The sequence below is a fragment of the Brevundimonas sp. AC546 genome (assembly GCF_979258305.1).
In genome coordinates this window covers 1,005,613-1,027,786 of record NZ_OZ409849.1, presented here as the reverse complement: position 1 = coordinate 1,027,786, position 22,174 = coordinate 1,005,613, and the positions used below count along the sequence as shown (strand labels likewise).

At 65.1% G+C, this 22,174-nt stretch carries 17 protein-coding genes and 1 pseudogene; 14 read left to right on the top strand and 4 right to left on the bottom strand.

What is annotated here, in order from left to right:
- Positions 1–7: 7 nt before the first annotated feature.
- Together ACZZZD_RS05195 and ACZZZD_RS05190 are read right to left on the bottom strand one after the other, a co-directional pair.
- A complete protein-coding gene (locus ACZZZD_RS05195) occupies positions 8–748 on the bottom strand; it encodes a fimbrial biogenesis chaperone (RefSeq protein ID WP_463433252.1) in 741 nt (246 codons plus the stop codon).
- 70 nt (positions 749–818) lie between these two features.
- Positions 819–1,409: a hypothetical protein gene (locus ACZZZD_RS05190; RefSeq protein WP_463433250.1), complete on the bottom strand. Its 591-nt coding sequence runs from the start codon at positions 1,407–1,409 to the stop codon at positions 819–821.
- A 409-nt stretch (positions 1,410–1,818) separates the two neighbouring features.
- Between ACZZZD_RS05190 and ACZZZD_RS05185 the strand changes: the two genes are divergently transcribed.
- Positions 1,819–2,565: a helix-turn-helix transcriptional regulator gene (locus ACZZZD_RS05185; protein WP_463433248.1), complete on the top strand. Its 747-nt coding sequence runs from the start codon at positions 1,819–1,821 to the stop codon at positions 2,563–2,565.
- Between the two features lie 32 nt (positions 2,566–2,597).
- Here the strand turns inward: ACZZZD_RS05185 and ACZZZD_RS05180 are convergent, their stop codons facing one another.
- Together ACZZZD_RS05180 and ACZZZD_RS05175 are read right to left on the bottom strand one after the other, a co-directional pair.
- Positions 2,598–2,939 carry an energy transducer TonB family protein gene (locus tag ACZZZD_RS05180; RefSeq protein WP_463433246.1) on the bottom strand — a complete coding sequence of 114 codons (342 nt, stop codon included), beginning with the start codon at positions 2,937–2,939 and terminating at the stop codon, positions 2,598–2,600.
- Positions 2,940–3,057: 118 nt separating this feature from the next.
- Positions 3,058–3,933, bottom strand: a complete 876-nt coding sequence (locus ACZZZD_RS05175) for a LysR family transcriptional regulator (RefSeq protein WP_463433244.1) — start codon at positions 3,931–3,933, stop codon at positions 3,058–3,060.
- Positions 3,934–4,049: 116 nt separating this feature from the next.
- Between ACZZZD_RS05175 and ACZZZD_RS05170 the strand changes: the two genes are divergently transcribed.
- The 13 genes and pseudogenes from ACZZZD_RS05170 to ACZZZD_RS05110 all read left to right on the top strand — a co-directional run bounded on the left by ACZZZD_RS05170 (position 4,050) and on the right by ACZZZD_RS05110 (position 22,146).
- Positions 4,050–5,552, top strand: a complete 1,503-nt coding sequence (locus ACZZZD_RS05170; protein WP_463433242.1) for a CoA-acylating methylmalonate-semialdehyde dehydrogenase — start codon at positions 4,050–4,052, stop codon at positions 5,550–5,552.
- Between the two features lie 7 nt (positions 5,553–5,559).
- A complete protein-coding gene (locus tag ACZZZD_RS05165; RefSeq protein ID WP_463433240.1) occupies positions 5,560–6,696 on the top strand; it encodes an isobutyryl-CoA dehydrogenase in 1,137 nt (378 codons plus the stop codon).
- Complete coding sequence (locus ACZZZD_RS05160) at positions 6,696–7,100, top strand: hypothetical protein (protein WP_463433238.1); 405 nt, start codon at positions 6,696–6,698, stop codon at positions 7,098–7,100. The genes ACZZZD_RS05165 and ACZZZD_RS05160 overlap by 1 nt, the downstream gene beginning before the upstream one ends.
- A 216-nt stretch (positions 7,101–7,316) precedes the next feature.
- Positions 7,317–7,538, top strand: a pseudogene (locus ACZZZD_RS05155) (DUF6968 family protein); the annotation flags it as partial.
- Entirely contained in the window at positions 7,535–8,584 is a 1,050-nt protein-coding gene (locus ACZZZD_RS05150; RefSeq protein ID WP_463433236.1) for an enoyl-CoA hydratase/isomerase family protein, read from the top strand. The pseudogene ACZZZD_RS05155 and the gene ACZZZD_RS05150, both read left to right, overlap by 4 nt.
- A gap of 54 nt (positions 8,585–8,638) precedes the next feature.
- Positions 8,639–9,541 carry a 3-hydroxyisobutyrate dehydrogenase gene (mmsB, locus tag ACZZZD_RS05145; protein ID WP_463433234.1) on the top strand — a complete coding sequence of 301 codons (903 nt, stop codon included), beginning with the start codon at positions 8,639–8,641 and terminating at the stop codon, positions 9,539–9,541.
- Positions 9,542–9,902: 361 nt separating this feature from the next.
- Positions 9,903–10,976, top strand: a complete 1,074-nt coding sequence (locus tag ACZZZD_RS05140; RefSeq protein WP_463433232.1) for a LacI family DNA-binding transcriptional regulator — start codon at positions 9,903–9,905, stop codon at positions 10,974–10,976.
- Between the two features lie 49 nt (positions 10,977–11,025).
- A complete protein-coding gene (locus ACZZZD_RS05135; RefSeq protein WP_463433230.1) occupies positions 11,026–14,064 on the top strand; it encodes a TonB-dependent receptor in 3,039 nt (1,012 codons plus the stop codon).
- Positions 14,065–14,160: 96 nt separating this feature from the next.
- A complete protein-coding gene (locus ACZZZD_RS05130) occupies positions 14,161–15,615 on the top strand; it encodes a glucoamylase family protein (RefSeq protein ID WP_463433228.1) in 1,455 nt (484 codons plus the stop codon).
- A complete protein-coding gene (locus ACZZZD_RS05125) occupies positions 15,612–16,880 on the top strand; it encodes a sugar ABC transporter substrate-binding protein (protein ID WP_463433226.1) in 1,269 nt (422 codons plus the stop codon). Before ACZZZD_RS05130 ends, ACZZZD_RS05125 begins: the two co-directional genes overlap by 4 nt.
- Positions 16,877–17,809, top strand: a complete 933-nt coding sequence (locus ACZZZD_RS05120) for a carbohydrate ABC transporter permease (RefSeq protein ID WP_463433224.1) — start codon at positions 16,877–16,879, stop codon at positions 17,807–17,809. Before ACZZZD_RS05125 ends, ACZZZD_RS05120 begins: the two co-directional genes overlap by 4 nt.
- Positions 17,810–17,954: 145 nt before the next feature.
- Complete coding sequence (locus ACZZZD_RS05115; RefSeq protein WP_463433222.1) at positions 17,955–18,770, top strand: carbohydrate ABC transporter permease; 816 nt, start codon at positions 17,955–17,957, stop codon at positions 18,768–18,770.
- 163 nt (positions 18,771–18,933) lie between these two features.
- Positions 18,934–22,146, top strand: a complete 3,213-nt coding sequence (locus ACZZZD_RS05110) for a discoidin domain-containing protein (protein WP_463433220.1) — start codon at positions 18,934–18,936, stop codon at positions 22,144–22,146.
- Positions 22,147–22,174 lie beyond the last annotated feature (28 nt).

The window sequence follows — 22,174 nt, the reverse complement described above, 5'->3', positions numbered from 1 at the left end:
CGCACGCTCACAGAAGGGCGATCGAGGCGGTGACGTCTCCGGGGGCGAGGGTGGAGACGAGGGCGGCAGGGACCCGGATCTGTCGCGTGCCGCCGCCGGGGATGACGCTGACCTCGCCGACATCGACATCGGCGGCCGCGACCTCGTGCGGTTTTCCGTCGGCTGTCGTCAGGATGTAGCGGGCCTCGCGCAGATGAACGAAGCCGGTTCCCGGGTTGCGAGCGTCGATCAGGATGTCGCCATTGGGCGCTCGCGATACGGCGCCGACCTCGACCGAGGCCTTGGCGCGGGCAGGGGCGACAAAGACGTAGGTGTTGATGGTGAAGGCGACCTGGACATCGGCGCCGGCGCCGCCATCGGCGTTCATCGTCTGCATGTTGATGGGCAGCTGGGCGGCCCTGACCAGATACATCCGGCCGTCTTCGCCGGGGTCGCCGAGGTAGCGTACCTGAACGACCTGATCGCGGTTGGGCGGAATGACCGATTGGACGGGGAAGGCGACGATGTCGTTCTCTTCTGGAACCAGGCTGCGCGCCCCCTTGTCGTCCACCTGCATCCGATAGACTTCGATTTCGACCGTCGCCGGGGTCGAACTGGTGTTGCGCACGGTCAGGCGGTAGCTGGAGCCGCTGCCGGCCGGCGTGATCTTGGCGACCATGGGCGACACGTCCATCGCCCGGCTGGATGTGGCCGAGCCGATCAGCAGCATGCCGACGGCCAGGACCGTCGCGAAATCGCGAACCCTCATGACTTCCCCCTCATCTTGCAGAAACACGAAAGAAAACAGGGCCGCCTGCGGGCGGCCCTGTTGGTCGCGATCAGGCCGGATTGAGCGCGAAGGTGAACGTCTCGGAATAGGTGCCGGCGGGGGCGGACGCCGCACCTGGACCCGAGGGGGAGGCCGCACAGCCCGACGAGCCGGGGTTGGACGGGTCGCCTTGCGTGCCGCCGACGCCGCTGCCGCCGGGGACATTGTAGCAAAGGTTCAGGAACAGATCGCCGAAGATGCCGTCAGCCAGTTTCTGGCTGTAGCCGCCCGAATTGGTGACGATCGCCGGGCTGCCCGGATAGGTGTCGACGGCCGCAAAGCCCATGCTGGGGATTTCCGGCACCGACAGGTCCCAGTCGTAGTTGATCAGCACGCCAGCGGGGGATTTGAAGTCGCCGTTCGCGGCGCTGGACGTCAGTTTGGCGCCGGTCGCCGAGTTGCACGACATCCGCAGGGTGGTGACTTTCTGACGGGCGCCGTTGGCGACGGCGACATTGCCCCCGGCGACATTGGCCAGGCCGATGCCACAGAAGTTGGTGACGCTGGTCGAGACCGTCACATTGGTTTGGGCGTTCGACGCAGTCGGCAGGGCCAACAGCGCCGCGACGGCGGTCGCCGCCGCAACGAGATATGCACGCATGATATCCTCCAAGTCTTCGTTACCCCCGACCCCGTTGATGGGAGCGGGCATTGCATCCTCCAGAAGCAACGACGGCATCTAAGTCCCAGGCGAAAAGAGCCGCATCGCCAAAGCGATTACGTGTGTTGACCTAGTCAATGTTGGTATCAGGATTGGTGCGCCAGCCGCCGTGCGAGATCCCGATTGCCATGTATATGGCGAAGCTTCGGGCTAACGCCGACAATCGGCGTGTCACAGAAGCCGCCGACGAGTGCCTCGCATTACAATCGAAGATTGTTACACGGTTCCTTTGAGTTGTGGATTGGCGACGGTACATCCGTGCTTGTTTGCGTGACAAATTAACCGTCAGCAGCTTAAGGGAACTATCTCCCCTAACTCGGGTATGCCATTTTTATTAATAGGGATTAGGGTGGAGCCAGCCATCGACTTGCGAACACTTGAGTTTGTTTCGCAAAACGGATGCGCCTGCGTGGCATGGCTAGAGAGGGAGGCTGGGGTGATTGTGGGTGTTACAGGGTTCCTGTCCGGGGAACACTCGGGGCAAGATCCTGATTCCGAGCAGGCCGTCTTCATGTTTGAAGACGAACCCAGCGAAGCGCCGACCTGGTCGCGCGCAATCACGGCCTGGGTCAACACGGATCCCCGCGTACGGATGCTGCTATCGCGGTCAGGCAGAATTCATTGGGTCAACGACGCGGCCTATCGGATGCTCAAGGACGGGGGCGGCGGTTTTCGCGCGACCAACAACATTCTGATCGCCGAGAACGACAAGACGGCGGGTGTCCTTGGGCGAATATTGGCGGATGCACCGATGGACGCCGCCCTGTTCGGCATCACGCCGCCGGAGGCGGATCGACAATGGCTGCTGTGGGCCCAACAACTTATCCCAGGCGATGAAGCCAGCATCGGGTTCGCCGCGCACCGCATCGCGGACCCGGTGTCTTATGAAGTCATGCTTCAACTTCATCATCTCACGCCCTGCGAAACCCAGATCGTCACAATGATGCTGGCGGGTGTGGAGACCGGTCGGATCGCTCAGCGGCAGGACATCTCGATCGAGACGCTGCGCACCCATATCAAGCACGCCTACAGAAAACTCGACGTCAAAAGTCGGGGCGAGTTATTCGCCAAGGCGGTCGATTTCGCGGGTCTGTGAGGACTGGCCAGGGGGCACCTCGTCCATCACCTTTAGGGTGTGAAGTCGATCGTCCGTTCGAATGGGGCATCGACAGGGCGGCCGCGTTCAACAATGGGTGTGATCTCCGCGCCGTTCATCAGGGCCAAGGCGGCCTCGCCGAACCCGTAGCCGGGACGCGTCTCTTCCAGCACGACACAGTCGGTTACTTGGCCCGATGCAAGGGCCATACAGCGCAGACGAACACTGAAACGATCGGTAGAGGCAGGCTGCGGCGCAATGGTCCGCTCGATGGCCGGTTTCGGCGCGGCATACAGCGCGGCGTCCTTGAGCAAGGGGCCGTTGGAGGCGCTCAGCAGGGTCGTGATCAGGGTCAGGCTGAAGGTCAGGGTCATGGCAGGTCTCGCTCGCCCTGTATTAAGATTTGGGCGCGACCTCCGTTCCCTCGAAGGCGAACTTTGCTCGACGAGCGTCAGAAAATACACGCAGAGCTGCTGCGTCGGCGTCGCGAGATCAGTAGGGGCGAAGGCTGGCCTGCCGCGTCTCGCACAGCGACTTCAGCCAGGTGCGCACTGTCCGCAGTCGCGAAGTGTCGTGAACGTCGCGGTGGGTGGCCAGCCAAAAGCGGCGTTCGATCAGGATCGAGGGCAGGACGCGCACCAGGCCTTCGGCCAGGAAGCAGGGGAGGACGCCAATGCCGCCGCCGGCTGCGATTATCTCCTTCTGAGCGCGGATCGAGGACGAGGCGACATGAGGTGTCAGGCCGGGGCGCACTTCGTCCAGGTATCGCAGCTCAGGCGCATAGATCAGGTCGTCGATATAGCCGACGATGTCGAAGGCGGTCAGGTCGTCGACGGTCTGGGGCGCGCCGTGCTGCGCCAGGTGATCGGACGAGGCGTAGAGGGCGAGTTGATAGGGCGTCAGCGGCTCGACGATCAGGCGCGCGGCGTCTGGCGCGGCCAGGGTGATCGCCATGTCCACCTCGCGTCGGGTCGGCGACAGGAAGCCGGACGTGGCCGCCAGTTCGATCCGCAGGCCGGGGCTGGCGCGGCGCAGGGCGGGCAGGGCAGGGGCCACGATACTGACGCCGAAGCCTTCCGAGGCGCTGATGCGCACGACGCCGGCCAGGGTGTCGGCCTGGGTCACACGCGCGGCGGCCTCCATCGCGCTTTCGGCCTCCAGACCCATGTCGAGCAACTGGGCGCCCGCCGCCGTCAGCTGAAGCCCGGTGGTGGACCGGACGACGAGGGTGGATTTGAGCGTGCTTTCCAGCCGCGCCACGCGTCGCCCGACGGTGGCCGCGTCAACGCCCAGCCGCACTGCCGCGCCGCCCAGAGATCCCGCCCGTGCGGCAGCGATGAAGATGCGAAGGTCGTCCCAGTCGAACATCGCGAATGATCCCGTCGTGCAAAAATGCAGAAAGCTGGCTGCAACTTTGCATTATCGACACGCGCGCCGGAGTGATAGCCATAAGCGAACAAAAGAACGATCAGGGAGATCAGGCCATGCGCGACATCCGCCACTTCATCGACGGTGCGGCCTTCGACGGCGCGTCCGGGCGTTTCGGCGACGTGTTCAACCCCAACACCGGCGAGGTGCAGGCGCGCGTGCAGCTGGCGACGACCGGCGAGGTCGATCGCGCGGTCCAGGCGGCGCAGAACGCCTTCGACGGCTGGGCCAGCACCAATCCCCAGCGCCGCGCCCGCGTCATGTTCGACTTCAAACGCCTGGTCGAGGCGCGGATGGATGAGTTGGCCGAACTGCTGTCCAGCGAACACGGCAAGGTCATCGCCGACTCCAAGGGCGACATCCAGCGCGGGCTGGAGGTGATCGAGTTCGCTTGCGGCATTCCCCACGCGCTGAAGGGTGAATACACCCAAGGCGCCGGCCCCGGCATCGACGTCTATTCGATGCGCCAGCCGCTGGGCGTGGTGGCGGGCATCACCCCGTTCAACTTCCCCGGCATGATCCCGATGTGGATGTTCGGCGTGGCCATCGCGGTCGGCAACACCTTCGTGCTGAAGCCGTCGGAACGGGACCCGTCCCTGCCGGTGCGCCTGGCCGAACTGATGCTGGAGGCCGGGGCGCCCAATGGCGTGCTGAACGTGGTGCACGGCGACAAGACGGCGGTCGACGCCATCCTGACCCATCCGCTGGTCCACGCTGTCAGCTTCGTCGGCTCGTCCGACATCGCCCACTATGTCTATCAAACCGGCGCCGCCAACCATAAGCGGGTCCAGGCCATGGGCGGGGCCAAGAACCACGGCATCGTCCTGCCTGACGCCGACATGGATCAGGTCATCAAGGATCTGTCGGGCGCGGCTTATGGCTCGGCCGGTGAACGCTGCATGGCCCTGCCGGTCGTGGTGCCGGTCGGCAAGAAGACGGCCGACGAACTGCGCGAGCGGATGGTGGCGGAGATCCCGTCGATGCGTGTCGGCGTGTCCACCGACGCGGGCGCCCACTATGGCCCTGTCGTCACCGCTCAGCACCGCGACCGGATCGCCGGCTGGATCGAGAAGGGCGTGCAGGAAGGCGCCGAACTGGTCGTCGACGGCCGCGACTTCAGCCTGCAAGGGCACGAGAAGGGCTATTTCATCGGCCCGTCGCTGTTCGACCACGTGAAGCCGGAAATGTCGTCCTATCAGGAGGAAATCTTCGGACCGGTGCTGCAGATCGTGCGGGCCGAGACGTTTGAGGAGGCGCTGGCCCTGCCGTCGAACCACCAGTACGGCAACGGCGTCGCCATCTTCACCCAGAACGGCCGCGCGGCGCGTGATTTCGCCGCTCGGGTCAATGTCGGCATGGTGGGGATCAATGTGCCGATCCCGGTGCCGGTCGCCTATCATACCTTCGGCGGCTGGAAGCGTTCGGCCTTCGGCGACATTAACCAGCACGGCATGGAGGGCGTCCGCTTCTGGACCAAGACCAAGACCGTCACCGCCCGCTGGCCGGATTCGGCCCTGGAGCATTCGGACAGTTCGTTCGTCATTCCGACGATGCGCTGAGGTCGCCATGGATTTCGCCCTTACCGACGATCAGCGCGCCATTCAGGACGCGGCCCGCGCCTTCGCCGACGCCGAACTGGCGCCCCATTCCGCCCGCTGGGACGAGGACAAACACTTCCCCGTCGATGTGATGAAGCAGGCGGCCGAGATGGGCTTCTGCGGCATCTATACCGCTGAGGAACACGGCGGCATGGCCCTTGGCCGCGTCGAGGCGGCGCTGATCTTTGAGGAGCTTTCGCGCGGCGACGTGGCGACGGCGGCCTTCATCTCGATCCATAATATGGCGACGTGGATGATCGACCGGTTCGGGTCGGACGAGCTGCGCGGGCGGTTCGTGCCGTCGCTGGTGTCGATGGACAGGATCGCGAGCTACTGCCTGACCGAGCCGGGTTCGGGATCGGATGCGGCGGCGCTGCGGACTACGGCCGTGCGTGACGGCGACCACTATGTGCTGAATGGGTCCAAGGCCTTCATCTCGGGCGCGGGGACCAGCGACCTCTATGTCGTCATGGTCCGCACGGGCGGGGAGGGCGCCAAAGGCGTCAGCGCCATTGTCATCGAGGCCGGGACGCCCGGTCTGTCGTTCGGCGCGCAGGAGAAGAAGATGGGCTGGAACGCCCAGCCGACCGCCATCGTCCAGTTCGACGACTGCCGCGTGCCTGTCGCCAATCTGCTGGGCGAAGAGGGGGCAGGCTTCCGTTACGCTATGGCCGGGCTGGACGGCGGGCGGCTGAACATCGCCGCGTGTTCGCTGGGCGGGGCGCGGCTGGCGCTGGAGACGGCCCAGGATTACGTGGCCACGCGCAAACAGTTCGGCCGTCCGATCGGCGAGTTTCAGGCGCTGCAGTTCCGTTTGGCGGACATGGCCACCGACTTGGAGGCGGCGCGGCTGATGGTGCTGCGCGGCGCCTGGGCCATCGACAACGATCATCCTGAGAAGACGAAGTGGTGCGCCATGGCCAAGCGGCTGGCCACCGACGCCTGTTTCCAGATCGCCGACGAGGCGCTGCAACTGCACGGCGGTTACGGCTATCTGAAGGACTATCCGCTGGAGCGGATCGTGCGTGATCTGCGGGTCCACCGCATCCTGGAAGGCACGAACGAGATCATGCGCGTGATCGTGGCGCGGGAAATGAGGCGGTGATGAGCGGCAAACCGGTCGCCTGGTCCTGGGCCGCCTTGGGTGTATCCGCGCTGGTTCTTGGCCAGGTGCTCAGCGGCTGTCTGATCTTCATCGAATCCGTTCGAACAGGGCTGGACGCCGACATGGCGCATATGGTCGGAGCAATGTCGCCAATGGATGTCGTTGTCGGCGGGTTTCAGATCGGACTGTTCGGCGCGGTGTTCCTGATCCTCGGATGGTGGATCGCCAGAGCCTTCGGCGGGTCGCGCAGCCTGTTCCTGATCGTCGCGTCCGCCATTCCCGCTGGGATCGTCCTGATCTTAAAGGGCGTCTTCCTGGTTGGATGGCTGTTTGACGATCTCCGAGGGAGTGTCGCGCCGTTTGAGCAGAATACATTGTTCTACTTCCGAATTATCTCGAAGTGATCTGCATCGGCGGCGCTTTTGCATTGGCTGCATGGGCGTTTGCGGCGGTCAGTCGCGTTCTGGAGCGATGAGCTTGGGTAAAAAGTCCGACGCGGAAGTCCCGACAATGAACGATGTCGTCTGCGAGCGCAGGTACCAGATGGTGTTGGCTGGAGAGGCGACGCCGTTCATGGTCCGTTGGGCGAAACCCGCGCCTGATCTAAAGGCGATTGGAACTGTTCCTATCACATCGAATGGCCGCACAGGCCCACGGCGAGCCGTCAGGCGTTCGGCGTTGATTCCGTCCAGGCGCTGCATTTGGCGATGATGAGCGTCGCATCAGAACTCTATACGTCAAAGCCGCCGGTCTTCTGGTGGGAAACCGATGATGTGCTCGGATTGCCGGTATTGTCTGCCGTAACTGAGTTCGAGGCCGCCAGAACAAAGGGGCGTTCATGACCGAACCCGAAGTCATAACCCGCATCGAGAGCAGCGTCGGTCGCATCACCCTGAACCGTCCCAAGGCGATCCATGCGCTGAACCGGTCGATGTGCGAGGCGATGATCGCGGCGCTGCTAAATTGGCGTGATGACACGTCGGTTCGGTCCGTGCTGATCGATCATGCGGGCGAGCGGGGCTTCTGCGCTGGCGGCGATATCCGCATGATCGCCGACAGCGGTGCGGGCGACGGTGTGGATGCGAAGGCCTTCTTCCTGGCCGAATACAGGCTGAACAACCTGCTGTTCGGCTATCCCAAGCCCATCGCCGCCATCGTTGACGGCATCGTCATGGGCGGCGGCGTCGGGATTTCGGAACCGGCGGACGTCCGCATCGCCACAGAACGCACCACCTACGCCATGCCTGAGACGGGCATCGGTCTGTATCCCGAGGTCGGGGGCGGATGGTTCCTGCCGCGTCTGCCGGGCCAGACCGGCGTCTGGATCGGCCTGACGGGCGCGCGGCTGAAGGCGGCGGACACGGTGGTGCTCGGTATCCACACGCATTTCGTGCCGAGCGACGGCGTCGAGGCGTTGAAAGCCGATCTGTTGGTCGAGGCCGCCGATCCGGCTGCAGTCGCCACACGTCACGCAAAGGACGCTGGGCCTGCGCCTCTGGCCACCCATCGCGAGGCCATCGATCGGCTGTTCGCCTTCGACACGGTCGAGGAGATTTTCGCGGCGCTGGAGGCGGACGGGTCCGACTGGGCCTCGGCGCAACTGGCGACGCTGAAGACCAAGTCGCCGACCTCGCTGAAGGTCACGCTGCGTCATATCCGCGAGGGGGCGAAGGCGGCGTCGTTCAGCGACAACATGGCCGTCGAATACGCCGTCAGCGGCCGGATCGGCGCGACCCACGACTTCCAGGAAGGCGTGCGGGCCGTGATCGTGGACAAGGACAATGCGCCCAAATGGTCTCCGGTGGACCTGTCGGGCGTTACGACATCGACGCTGGATGCGCTGTTCGCGCCCCTGCCGGACAATGAAAAATGGACGCCGCTGGCATAAGCCCTGGGTCCCCGCTTTCGCGGGGATGAGCGGAAGATTCAAGGGAGAGAGACCATGACCAAGATCGCCTTCATCGGCCTGGGCAATATGGGCGGCGGCATGGCCGCCAACCAGGCCAAGGCCGGCCATGCGGTCGCCGCCTTCGACCTGTCAACGCAGGCGCTAGAGCGGGCCAGTGCGGCCGGCTGCGGCGCGGCGGCTTCGGTCGCCGAGGCCGTCAAGGACGCCGAGGTCGTCATCACCATGCTGCCCGCCGGGCCGCATGTGCTGAAGGTCTATTCGGAACAGATCATCGGCGCGGCGCCCTCTTCGGCCCTGCTGCTGGATTGCTCGACCATCGACGTGGAGACGGCGCGCAAGGTCGCCGGTCTTGCGAAGGCCGCCGGATACGCCTTTGCTGACGCGCCGGTGTCTGGCGGAGTGGTGGCCGCTGAAGCGGGCAGCCTGGCCTTCATGGTCGGCTGCGACGAGGCCGATTTCGCGCGCGTCGAGTTGGCGCTGGCGCCGATGAGCCGGGTCGTCATCCGCGCGGGCGACCACGGCGCGGGTCAGGCGGCCAAGATTTGCAACAACATGCTGTTGGGCATTTCCATGCTGGGCACATGTGAAGCCATCGCCCTGGCCGAGAAGCTGGGCCTCGACCCGGAGCGCTTCTTCGAAATCACATCTCAATCTACTGGTCAGTGCTGGAGTGTGAACAGCTATTTCCCTTGGCCTGGCCCGGTGCCGACCGCCCCGTCGAACCGCGGCTATCAGGGTGGTTTCGCCACGGCCATGATGCTGAAGGACCTGAAGCTGGCCCAGGATGCGGCGGCAAAATCGGGCGCCTCCACGCCGCTCGGCGCTCAGGCCGAGGCCCTGTACGCCTTGTTCGACGGCATGGGCCACGGCGGACTCGACTTTTCCGCCATGCTGCAGATGCTGCGCGGGCGGTTGTCGGATCTGAATCCCGCCTGACGCGCATCACGCGATTCCAAAGCCCGCACCGTTTCGACGGTGCGGACCTTTTTCATGCCTCGTCGGTCGATTCGAACTGAGGCCAGCCCGTGCGACCAAGCCGCGCGCCTGAAGCGTTGGTTATTGGTGCAGTGTTTTAGACTATCTCCAGAAAAACCTTGGGCCTGCAATGAGTTGTCAGGCAGTCGCTCTTCACCCGGCGTCCTCGAACACAAAGCTTCGCTGAAAAATAGCCCGAAATGCGGCCGAACGCGGCTTGCGGCGCGCATTACTCCCGTGTCATGTAACCGCTTACATCATCTATCGACGGATCTTCGAGAAGGGGCCGGGACGGTAGGGAGCAGGGAGAGACCGATTGGATATGGCCGCGCCAACCGCAGCGCCGTCTGCGACGCATGAGGGTTCGCCTTTCGCCAAGGCCGCCACCATGCGCGACGTGGCCGAACGCGCCCAGGTGTCGGTGGCGTCCGTCTCCCGCGTCCTAAATGGCTTGGGCGTGACCTCAGACGCGACGCGCCAGCGCGTGCTCGATGCCGTCGAGGACCTGCGTTACGTGCCGCACTTCGGCGCCCGCAGCCTGTCGACCAGCAAGAACGACACCATCGGCGTGATTCTGCCCGATCTGTTCGGCGAGTTCTTCTCGGAGCTGATCCGGGGCATGGACTTAGCCGCCCGCGCCCATGGCAAACACTTGATCGTCTCCAGCTCGCACGACGGCGCCGACGACACCCTGGCGGCCGTGCGGTCGATGCGGGGGCGAGTGGACGGCATGATCGTGCTGTCGCCCCATCTCGGCGCGGCGAACCTGGCGTCCGAGTTCGCTGGCCGCATGCCCGTGCTGCTGATGAATGGCGGCACGGCCGAGGCGGGACGCGCCGCCATCATGATCGACAACCACGGCGGCGCCGTCTGCGCCGTCGAACACCTGATCGCCACGGGACGTCGTCGCATCGCCCACATCCGCGGCGCCGCCGGAAACATCGAAGCTGACACCCGCGCGGCGGGTTATGCGGCGGCGCTGAACGGACATCCCCCGATCATCGTCGAGGGCGACTTCTCCCAGGCCTCCGGTCACCGCGCCGCGACCCGGTTGCTGGCCATGTCGGAGCGGCCCGACGCCGTCTTCGCCGCCAACGACATGATGGCCGTCGGCGCGCTTCTGGCTTTCCAGGAAGCGGGCGTGCGTTGTCCCGAAGACATCGCCGTCATCGGCTTCGACGACGTGCCCATCGCCGCCCTGATGCGGCCCGCGCTGACCACCATGCGCGTCAATATCGCGGAAATCGGCCGTCGAGGCGTCGAACGCCTCATCGGTCTCGTCCAGGCCGGCCAGACCGCCGAGACACCGGACACCGCTTGCGAAATCGTTCGTCCGATCCTGGTCGAACGCCAATCCACCGCGGCGGCATCGTCCGCCAGGTTCAACAAAGGGTAGGCCAGCCATGTCGCTGAAAACCGATCCCATCAGGAGGGGAGAGCTCAGGATGAACCAGTTCAACACGCGTAAGGCCGCCTTGGCCGCCGCATCGGCTATCGCCATCAGCATGGCGTTCGTCGGCGCCGCCCAGGCGCAGAACGCAACGACGACGCTACGTGGCGCGGTCTATGACGGCCAAACCGTAGAAGCCGGTGCGACGGTCGTCGCTACCGAAGTCTCCACCGGCTACGCGACCCGTTCGCGCGTCGGCGCCGACGGCCGCTATGTTCTTTCGGGCCTGCGTCCCGGCACCTATCGGGTGCAGGTGACCAGCGCGGACGGTCAGACGGCGGAGGAGACCGTCACCCTTTCGCTGGGGCAGGTTGGCACGCTGAACCTGGACGTCGCCACGGCCGCTACGACAGGAGCAGCGACGGACGGCGCGACCGAACTGGGCGAGATCGTCGTCACCGGTCGCCGCGTCTTCGAGGTTCGCACGCCCGAAGTCGCCACCAACGTGACGCAGCAGCAGATCAACAACCTGCCGCAGATCAGCCGCAACTTCCTGAACTTCGCCGCCCTGGCTCCGGGTCTGCGCGTGACCGAAGACGACAGCGAGCGGACGATTTCCGCCGGCGGTCAGACCGCCCAGGCGATCAACGTCTTCATCGACGGTCAGAACCGCAAGTCGCTGATCAGCGACGGGGGCGTCGCCGGCCAGGACGACAGCCGCGGCACGCCCTTCCCGCAGGGCGCCGTGCAGGAATTCCGTGTCATCAGCCAGAACTTCAAGGCTGAGTACGAACAGGCCGGTTCGGCTATCGTCACCGCCGTGACCCGTTCGGGCACCAACGAGTTCCACGGCGACGCCTTTGTCTTTTTCCAAGACCCGGATTGGGTCGCCCAGGATCAGGTATCCGAGCGTGACGGCCGCGAAAAGGCTCCGGTGCGTCGTCTGCAGTACGGCGCCAGCCTGGGTGGACCGATCATCCAGGACCGCCTGCACTTCTTCGGCGCCTATGAGCGCAAGGACGAGGAACGGGTGGCCCAGTCCTTCCTGAACCGCACCGAATACAACGACTTCTTCGCGGGCGACCTGGGCACGGTCTCGACGCCTTACGAACAGGACGTCTTCTTCGGCAAGCTGTCGTGGCAGATTGACGACCGTCAGCGTCTTGAGTTCAGCACCGAATACAAGACGGAAGAGGACATCCGCGGCGCCAGCGGCCAGAACGCCCCGAGTCGCGCCACCCGCAACAATGGTGAGACCCAGGCCTTCAACCTGCGGCACCAGTTCCAGGGTCAGCGCTTCCTGAACGAGTTCGCGATCGACTACCTGAAGTCGAGCTATGAACAGTCGGTGATCAACGGCTCGGACTATGGCCGTGAATACGTCATCTTCAACGATGCCAATGACGACCCCGACGACGGTTTCCAGTACAACGTCAACGATCGAAATTCGACGGTCTTCACGGCCGGTGGTCGTGCCGACGCCCAGTTCCTGGAGCAGAAGAGCACAACGATCCGCAACGATCTGACGATCCCGGATCTGGCCTGGATGGGCACGCACACAATCAAGATCGGTGCGAAATACTCGATGCAGAACTATTTCGTGCAGAAGGATTTCGGACGTAACCCGACGTTCGTGTACGATATCGAAGCGCTTCCTGAGATCAACGGCAGCCGGGAAATTCCGGTCGCCGTAAACCTTGGTGTCGCGGTCCCGTCGGTCGACGTCGATAACAATGTCATCGGTCTTTATATTCAGGACGACTGGCAGATCACCGACAAGCTTGAGATCAACCTCGGCATCCGGTGGGACTACGAGGACAACGCCGTCAATAATGACTACCGCACGCCGGACTCTATCCGTAACATGCTGGCTGCGATCCAGAATCTGCCGGGTTACGACTTCCCGTCCTATTTCAATCCATCGGACTACATCTCGGACGGGGATCGCAAGGCGTTCACGGGCGCTTTCCAACCCCGTTTTGGATTCTCCTATGACGTGTTCGGTGACGAGCAGACGGTTATCTTCGGTGGCGCCGGCCGCTATTACGACCGCATCGGATTCAACTTCGCCTTCGATGAGAGGTTCAAGCCGTTCCAGTTCAACAAGACGCTTTACTTCACCCGAGACGGGTCGCCCATCCAGACGGGCACAGACGGTGACGGTAATCCTGCCTTTACGCCGACCGTGGCGTGGAATGCGTCCTATCTGACGCCCGCCGGTCTCGACCCACTGCTCGCCGCCGATCCTGGCGCCGGCGAGGTCTTCTTGATGAAGAACGATTTCGAGCCGCCGCGCACGGATCAATTCAACATCGGCGTGCGTCAGAAGTTCGGTCGTTGGCAGACCGCGCTGACGCTGGCCGCTGGGCACACCGAAGGTGAATCGGCTTGGTACATAGCCAACGCCTTGACCGAGACGGGTGGCCGATTCAACGGGCCGAGCCCGACATCAGTGGGCTTCTCGCAGTTCCGCAACAGCATCTTCTTCCAGAACACGGACAAGGAGCGCGATTACAAGGCGATCTATTTCACGGCCGACAAGCCCTACAATGCCGAGGATCGCTGGGGCTTCAACCTCGCCTACACCTATATGGACGCGACCCAGAACGGCAGCCGCGACAACGGCTACGGCGCGTTCGACTTCGACTACAACACGCCTGAACTGTCGCCAGAGTACCGATCGTCCACGGACGAGCGTCACCGCATCGTGGCGTCCGGCACCCTGGGCCTGCCCGCCGACTTCCTGCTGTCGGGTATCGTCACCCTGGGTTCGGGTCTGCCGTACAATATCAACGACTGCCCGAACGCACCGGCCGGCGGCCCCAACATCTGTTTCAACGCCGGGAACCCCGAGAAGCGCGCCTTCCTGCCGGGTCTGAACTTCGCCTATCGCCAGGTCGATCTGCGCCTGACCAAGGGCTTCGACGTCTTCGGCGGACAGCGGGTCGAGTTCATCGCCGACGCGATCAACATCTTCAACTTCACCAACTTCAACGCGTTCGACACCGGCTTTAACAGCCCACGATACGGCGCGGGAACGGGGGTCTTCCTGCCGACGCGCAGCTTCCAGGTGGGCCTGCGTTACTCCTTCTAAACCCTGAGCCTGGGCCGTCTTTCGCTTGTCGAAAGGCGGCCTTTCTTTTTTGATGCAGACCCAGTGAGCGTGCTTATGAATCGTCGAAACTTCCTGATGCGAACCACGACAGGCGCTGCGGCTTTGGCCGTTGGCTTTCCCGTAATGGCCTCGGCGCAGCAGGCAGTGAATGCGGCGGTGACGGGGGCGGTGAACGGGACGGAGCGGCGGCCTCTGCGGCTGGATCGCGAGATCGAGGAACTTCAGGAGCGGACGTTCCGCTGGTTCGAGAAGGTCACGGATCGGCGCACGGGTCTGACGCCGGATCGCTGGCCGACGCCGTCCTTCTGTTCGGTGGCGGCGGTCGGGTTTGCCCTGACCTGCTGGCCGGTGGGCGTGGAGCGCGGCTGGATGAGCCGGGCCGAGGCGCGCGAGCGGACCCTGACCACGCTGCGATTCTTCCATGACTTGCCGCAGGGGCCGGAAGCGACCGGCACGGCGGGCCACAAGGGCTTCTTCTATCATTTCCTCGACATGCAGACCGGGCTGCGGTTCGCGCAGAACGAGCTGTCCACGGTCGATACGGCCCTGCTGATCGGGGGCATGTTGTTCGCCGCCCGCTATTTCGACGGCCACCATGCCGACGAGGCGGAAATCCGTCAGAAGGCCCAGGCCATCTACGAACGGATCGAATGGCCGTGGGCCGTGATCCGCGACAACCGCATCACAATGGGCTGGCATCCCGAGAGCGGCTTCATCCCCTCGGACTGGCACGTCTATAACGAAGGCATGCTGGTGCTGCTGCTGGCTGTGGGCAGCCCGACCCATCCGGTGTCGGTCAATGTCTGGCACGAATGGGCCGCCAGCTACGACGAGAGCTGGACTGACCGCTGGGGCAGCTGGCACCTGAACTTCGCGCCCATCTTCGGGCATCAGTACAGCCATATGTTCATCGACTTCCGCGGCATTCAGGACGCCTGGATGCGGGGGCAGTCGGCCCAACTGGGCGAGCAACTGGACTATTTCGAGAACAGCCGCCGCGCCGTCTATGCCCAGCAGAAATACGCCCACGACAATGTCGCGGGCTGGGCCGGCTATTCGTCCGAGGTCTGGGGCCTGACGGCCTGCGACGGGCCGGGCGACTTCAAACAGGTGATCGACGGCAAGGAACGCGAGTTCTTCAGCTATTCCGCGCGCGGGCCGGGAGAGCGCGACGACGGCACCATCGCCCCTACGGCGGCGGCCAGCTCCATCGCCTTCGCGCCCGAGATCGTCGTGCCCTGCGTCAAGGCGATGAAGCAGAAATACGGGACGGGCATCTATACCGAGTGGGGTTTCCTCGACAGCTTCAACCCCACCCTGACGGTGCGCGACGGACCGTTGCAGCACGGCAAGATCGTGGACGGCGTCGGCTGGGTGGACGGCGACTATCTGGGCATCGACCAGGGGCCGATCGTCATCATGACCGAGAACCACAGGTCCGACTTCGTCTGGCGCTATATGCGCGGCGAGCCCAATATCCGTCGCGGGCTTGAGATTTCGGGCTTCACCGGCGGATGGCTGAACGCATGACGCAGACCGCCCATAGGCGCGCCGCCTTGGCCATGATGGCGGGAGGGGCGGCTGCGGCCTGCACCCCGCGCCGGTCGGGCGAGACCGTGCTGCGCTTCTGGGCCATGGGCAATGAGGGCGGGACCGTCGGGCAGCTGATGCCCGAGTTCGAGCGGCGCAATCCGGGCGTCCGGGTCTCGGTTCAGCCCCTGCCGTGGACGGCGGCGCACGAGAAGCTGCTGACCGCCTATGCCGGGGCGTCGCTGCCGGACGTCAGCCAGATCGGCAATACCTGGGTCGCGGAGCTGAGCGCCATCGGCGCCCTGTCGCCGACCCCGCCGCAAGCCGCCAACCTGCTGACCGATCAGTTCCCGGCGGTGCTGGAGACCAACCAGATCGCCGGACGGGCCATGACCACGCCCTGGTATGTAGACACCCGGCTGCTGTTCTATCGCAAGGATCTGCTGGCGCGGGCCGGGTTCGAGGCGCCGCCCGAGGACTGGACCGAATGGAAGCGGGCCATGCACGGGATCAAGCGCGTGGCGGGCGGTGCTGACTTCGCCATCCTGCTGCCGCTGAACGAGTTCGAGCAACTGCTGACGTTCGGGCTTCAGATCGACGAGCCGCTGCTGCGCGACGGGGATACGCGGGGCAATTTCTCCAGCCCCGGCTTCGTGGCGGCCCTGGGCTTCTACCGCAGCCTGTTTGCGGAAGGGCTGGCGCCTCTGGCCTCGGCGACGCAGATTTCCAACGTCTGGACCGAGTTCGCCAAGGGCTATTTCAGCTTCTACTTCTCCGGCCCGTGGAGCGTGGGCGATTTCCGGGACAAGCTGCCCGCGTCGTTCCAGCCGAACTGGGCCACCGCCGGCGTGCCGGGACCGAACGGCCTGGGCGCCTCGGCGCCGGGCGGGTCCAGCCTGGCGGTGTTCAAGTCCTCGCCGCATCAGGACGCGGCCTGGGCCCTGGTCCGCTATCTGTCCGAGCCGGCCGTGCAGGCCCGGTTCAACACCATCGTCGGCGACCTGCCGGCGCGCCAGAGCGCCTGGGACATCGCGGGCGTCGAACGCGACCCAATGCTGGCGCCCTTCCGGGGGCAGTTGTCGCGCGCCAAGGCGGTGCCCAAGGTGCCGGAATGGGAGCGGATCGTGACGGAGATGCAGATCGTCGCCGAACGGATGGTGCGCGGCGAATACAGCCCTGAGACCGCTGCCGCCGAGATCGACCGCCGCGCCGACCGACTGCTGGAGAAGCGCCGCTGGATGATGGAACAGGGCAGGGCCGTATGACCGTCGTCGATCCCACTCTCGCGAAGGTCAGGCCGTCGCGGGGACGCGGCGCCCGTGAACGGGCGGCCTGGGTCTTCGTCGCTCCGGCCATGATCGCCATCGGCCTGTTCTTCGCCATTCCGGTGATCGCGGCCTTGTTGCTCAGTCTGACCGACTTCGACATCTACGCCCTGGCGAACCTGGACAATCTGCGTTTCGTCGGTTTGCAGAACTATGAGCGGCTGCTGACCAATCCCCTGTTCTGGGGGGCGATGAAGAACACCCTGACCTTCGCGGTCTTGGGCGTGCCGCTCTCCATTGCGGCCTCCCTGGCGGCGGCGGTGATTCTGAATGCGCGGGTGGTGAAGTGGCGGCCGATCTGGCGGGTGATGTTCTTCGCCCCCTACGTCACCACCTTGGTCGCGACGGCGGTGGTCTGGCGCTATCTGCTGCACACCCGATACGGCGTCATCAACTGGGGCCTGGAGAGCATCGGCCTGCCCGCCGTGGACTGGCTGGGCGACCCGTCGACCTCGATCCCCGCCATCCTGATGTTCGTGGTCTGGAAGATCTTCGGCTACAATATGTTGATTTTCCTGGCGGTTCTTCAGACCGTGCCTGACGACCTCTATGAGGCCGCCCGCATCGACGGCGCAGGGCCGTGGAAACAGTTCCGCCATGTCACCCTGCCGGCCATTGCGCCGACCATGCTGCTGGTCTCGATCATCTCGGTCGCCAGCTTCTTCCAACTGTTCGCCGAACCCTATGTGATGACCCAAGGGGGGCCGGCCCAGAGCACGGTGACGGTGCTCTACTTCATGTACGAAGAGGGCTTCAAATGGTGGAACCTGGGTTCCGCCAGCGCCGTGGCCTTCGTCCTGTTCCTGTGCATCCTGGCGATTACCCTGGTCCAGTTGGCGGTGGCGAAGCGCGTGGGGGCGTATCAGTGAAAATGTCCCTTCAAGTCCGTCATCCTCGCCCTTGTGGCGAGGATCCAGACTCCCGGTGTGTCCGCATCCTGCACCCTCGTCGAACGCCGGGAGTTTGGATCCTAGGGACAAGCCCTAGGATGACGGCAATGGAGGAAGGCGGCCTGTGAAAATCAAAAGCCTTCTCCTCAATCTCGCCGTCGCCCTCATCGCGCTGGTCGTTCTGTTCCCGCTGGTCTGGATGGTGTCGGTCAGCCTCATGGCGACTGGCGAGGCCGCCGTCTTTCCGCCGCCGCTGGTTCCGTCCCACTGGACGCTGGAGCATTACCGCGACCTGTTCCTGAACCAGGGCATGGGGCGGTATCTTTGGAACAGCTTCGCCCTGGCGACATTGGCGACGATCCTGGCGCTCGGCTTTACCGTCCCGGCCGGCTACGCCTTCGCCAAGCTGAAGTTCGCGGGGCGAGAGCGGCTGTTTCAATTCCTGGTCGCCGCCCTGGTGGTCCCAGCCCAGATCGGCACCCTGCCGCTGTTCCTGATGCTGAAGGGGATGGGTCTGGTGAACACATACGCCGGGGCGCTGGTCCCGTGGCTGGCCTCGATCTTCGGCCTGTTCCTGGTGCGCCAATACGCGCTGAGCATTCCCGACGAGATGCTGGAGGCCGCCCGGATCGACGGCGCCAGCGAGGGCCAGATTTTCCGCCGCGTTGTCCTGCCGACCTTGCAGCCGATCATCGTGACCCTGGGCCTGTTCGTCTTCCTGGGAAGCTGGAACGACTTCCTCTGGCCGCTGATCATCCTGACGGACCAGTCGAACTATACGCTGCCGGTCGCCTTGGCGGCCCTGTCGCGCGAGCATGTCCAAGACATCGAACTGATGATGGCCGGCGCCGTCGTCACGGTCGCGCCCGTGCTGATCCTCTTCCTCGCCCTGCAACGCTATTACATCCGCGGCATGCTCGCGGGCAGCGTGAAGGGCTGAATCTGAAACGACCTACCCCTCAATAATCGTCATCCTCGCCCTTGTGGCGAGGATCCAGACTCCCGGTGGCGGACGTGCGTCCCCGGTTTCGACGGAGTCTCTGGATCCTAGGCACAAGGCCTAGGATGACGACGAGGGGGAGGGGCTCATTGGAGTAATCCGAATGCGTATCCTGACCTCCATCTTCGCGCTCAGCGCCGCCTTGATGGCCGCCCCAGCCGTCGCGCAGGAGACGCGCGTGCTCGACACCATGGACGACGCCGCGCGTTGGGAGGCCAGCGCCTCGACCGACGTTCACGCCGCCGTCTCCGCCGTCGCCGGGCATGACGGACGGGCGGTGCGGCTCGACTACGATTTCGACGGCAAGGCGGGTTATGCGGTGCTCAGCCGGCCGCTGCCGTTCGACCTGCCCGACAACTACGAAATCAGTTTCTGGGTGCGCGGCGCCGGGCCGACCAACACCTTCGAGGTCAAGCTGACCGACGCCTCGGCGGACAATGTCTGGTGGAAGCAGACAGCGCGCTATGACTTCCCCGACGGCTGGACCCGGTTCGTGATCAAGCGCCGCCAGGTGTCCAAGGCCTGGGGGCCCAGTCCCGAGACGGTGCTGCGTCGCGCCGAGCGGGTCGAGTTCGTCGTGGTCGCGGCAGACGGCGGCAAGGGATCGGTCGAGATCGACCAGCTTTCCCTGCGCGCCTTGCCGGTCGATCCGCCGGTCCCGCCCCAGCCGGTCGCCAGCGATGTGCGGGCAGAGACGGGTGCCGCCAACGCCGTCGATCTGGACTTGAAGACCGCCTGGAGCCCGCCGGTGGGCGAGGCGTCGACCCTGACCCTGGACCTGGGTTATGAGCGCGAGTTCGGGGGCCTGACCCTGCGCTGGGGTGAAAGAGGCGCGGCGGCGGACTATAGGGTTTCGGCCTCGACTGACGGGCGGGACTGGCGCGAACTGGCCACGGTCCAGGGCGGCAATGGCGGCGTCGACTGGTTGCGCACGCCCGAGGCGACGGCGCGCTGGCTGAAGCTGGAGCCGTTGAAGCCCGTTCCGACGCCGGACGTGGTCGGTTCGTCCGGCGCTGGCCAGCGGCTGGACGCGACCCAGGCGGCGACCTATGCCTTGAACGAGATTGAGGTCGAACCCCTGGCCTTCGGCGCCGACCCCACGGTCTTCGTCGAGGCGGTGGCCAAGGAGAACCGGCGTGGCCTCTATCCGCGCGGCTTCTCCGGCGAGCAGTCCTACTGGACCCTGGTCGGGGTCGATGGGGGCGGGGAGAGCGGCCTGATCGGCGAGGACGGCGGCATCGAACTGCGTCGCGCCGGCCCCAGTATCGAGCCCTTCGTGGTCGACAACGGGCGGCTGATCACCTGGGCCGACGTCGGTATCGAACAGGGGCTGAAGGACAACGACCTGCCGATCCCGTCGGTGACCTGGACCGCCGATGACTGGACGCTGAAGATCACCAGCTTCGCCGACGGTCAGGCCGATCAGGCGCAGTTGTGGGGGCGTTACGACCTGACCAACACCTCCACTCGGCCGCGCACCCTGACCCTGGCCCTCGCCGCCCGGCCGATGCAGGTGAATGCACCGCGCCAGTTCCTGGCCATTCCCGGCGGCGTCAGTCCGGTCGAGACCATCGTCTGGGACGGCGCCGAACTGGCGTTGAACGACACGGTTCGGGTGCAGCCGCTGGCGACGCCGGATCAGGTCGCGCTCGCGACCTTCGATGGGGGCAGCGACCCTCAATCCCTGATCCTGCCGTCCGCGCGGCGACCGGCCGTCGAGGCCCTGACGACGACGGACGCGACCGGCCTGGCCGCCGGAGCCTTGACCTATGATCTGACCTTGCAACCGGGCGAGACGCGCACGGTCGGTTGGGTGTCGCAATTGTCCGGCGAGGATCTGGCACCCGAGCCGGTGGGGCAGGCGGCCGCGGTTCTGGATACGGTCGAGACACGGCTGGCCGCCGAATGGCGCGAGAAGCTGGACCGGGTCGAGCTGACCCTGCCGCCCGCCGCCCAGCGGATCGAGGACGCGTTGAAGTCTTCGCTGGCCCATATGCTGATGTCGCGTCAGGGGCCGATTCTTCAGCCCGGCACCCGCAGCTACAACCGCTCCTGGATCCGCGACGGGGCGATGATGGCCGAGGGGCTGAACCGGCTGGGCATGGCCGAGCATTCCGCCGACTATCTGCGCTGGTACGCCCCCTATGTGTTCGAGAACGGCAAGGTGCCGTGCTGCGTCGATGCGAGGGGCGCCGACCCCGTGCCCGAGAACGACAGCCATGGCGAGTTCGTCTTCCTGGCCGCCGAGACCTATCGCTACACCCGCGACGAGACTCTGCTGCGTCAGGTCTGGCCCCAGGTGCAGAAGGCCATCGCCTATATGGACGACCTTCGCGCCTCGACCCGGACGGTGGCGTTCCAGGCGCCTGATCAGCGGCATCTCTACGGCCTGCTGCCGCCGACGATCAGCCACGAGGGTTATTCGGACAAAACGGCCTATTCCTACTGGGACGATTTCTGGGGCCTGCTGGGCTATAAGGACGCGGTCTTCATCGCCGAGGTTTTGGGCGATGCGGACTCTGCCGCCCGCTATGCACAGGCGCGCGATCAGTTCTCCGCCGACATCCGCGCCTCCATCACGGCGACGGCGGCGCATCACGACATCGACTGGATCGCCGGCGCGGCCGACCGGGGCGATTTCGACGCCACCTCGACCACCATCGCCCTGTCGCCGGCGGGTGAGCAGGATAATCTGCCGCCGGAGCTGATGGCGCGAACCTTCGACCGTTATTGGGAAAACTTCCAAAACCGGCTGACTAATCGCACGGCTTGGAAGGACTATACCCCCTACGAATGGCGGCTGGTCGGGGCCTTCGTGCGGCTGGGTCAGAAGGACCGCGCGCTGGCAGTGATGGACTTCCTGATGGCCGATCGCCGGCCCGAGGCCTGGAACGGCTGGGCAGAAGTCGTGGGGCACGAGAAGCGCGAGCCGCGCTTCATCGGCGATATGCCCCACGCCTGGATCAGCTCGGACTATGTCCGCTCGGCGCTGGACCTGTTCGCCTATGAGCGGGACCGTGACCATGCCCTAGTGCTGGCGGCGGGCGTGCCGGAGGCTTGGCTGGATACGGAAGAAGGCGTCGGCGTGAAGGGTCTGCGCACCGCCTATGGGCCGCTGACCTATGGCTATCGAAAGGAACGGCAGGGGTATGTGCTGACCCTGGGCGACGGGGCGACGCCGCCGGGCGGGTTCGTCCTGCAATGGCCGGCGGGGCAGGGGCGGCCGGAGCAGTTGCGGATCGACGGCCGCGCGGCGACGTGGGCGGGTGACGAACTGGTCATTCCGGTTGGGACGCGGCGGGTGGAGTTGCGCTGACTATCGATGTCCCTTCTCCCATTGGGAG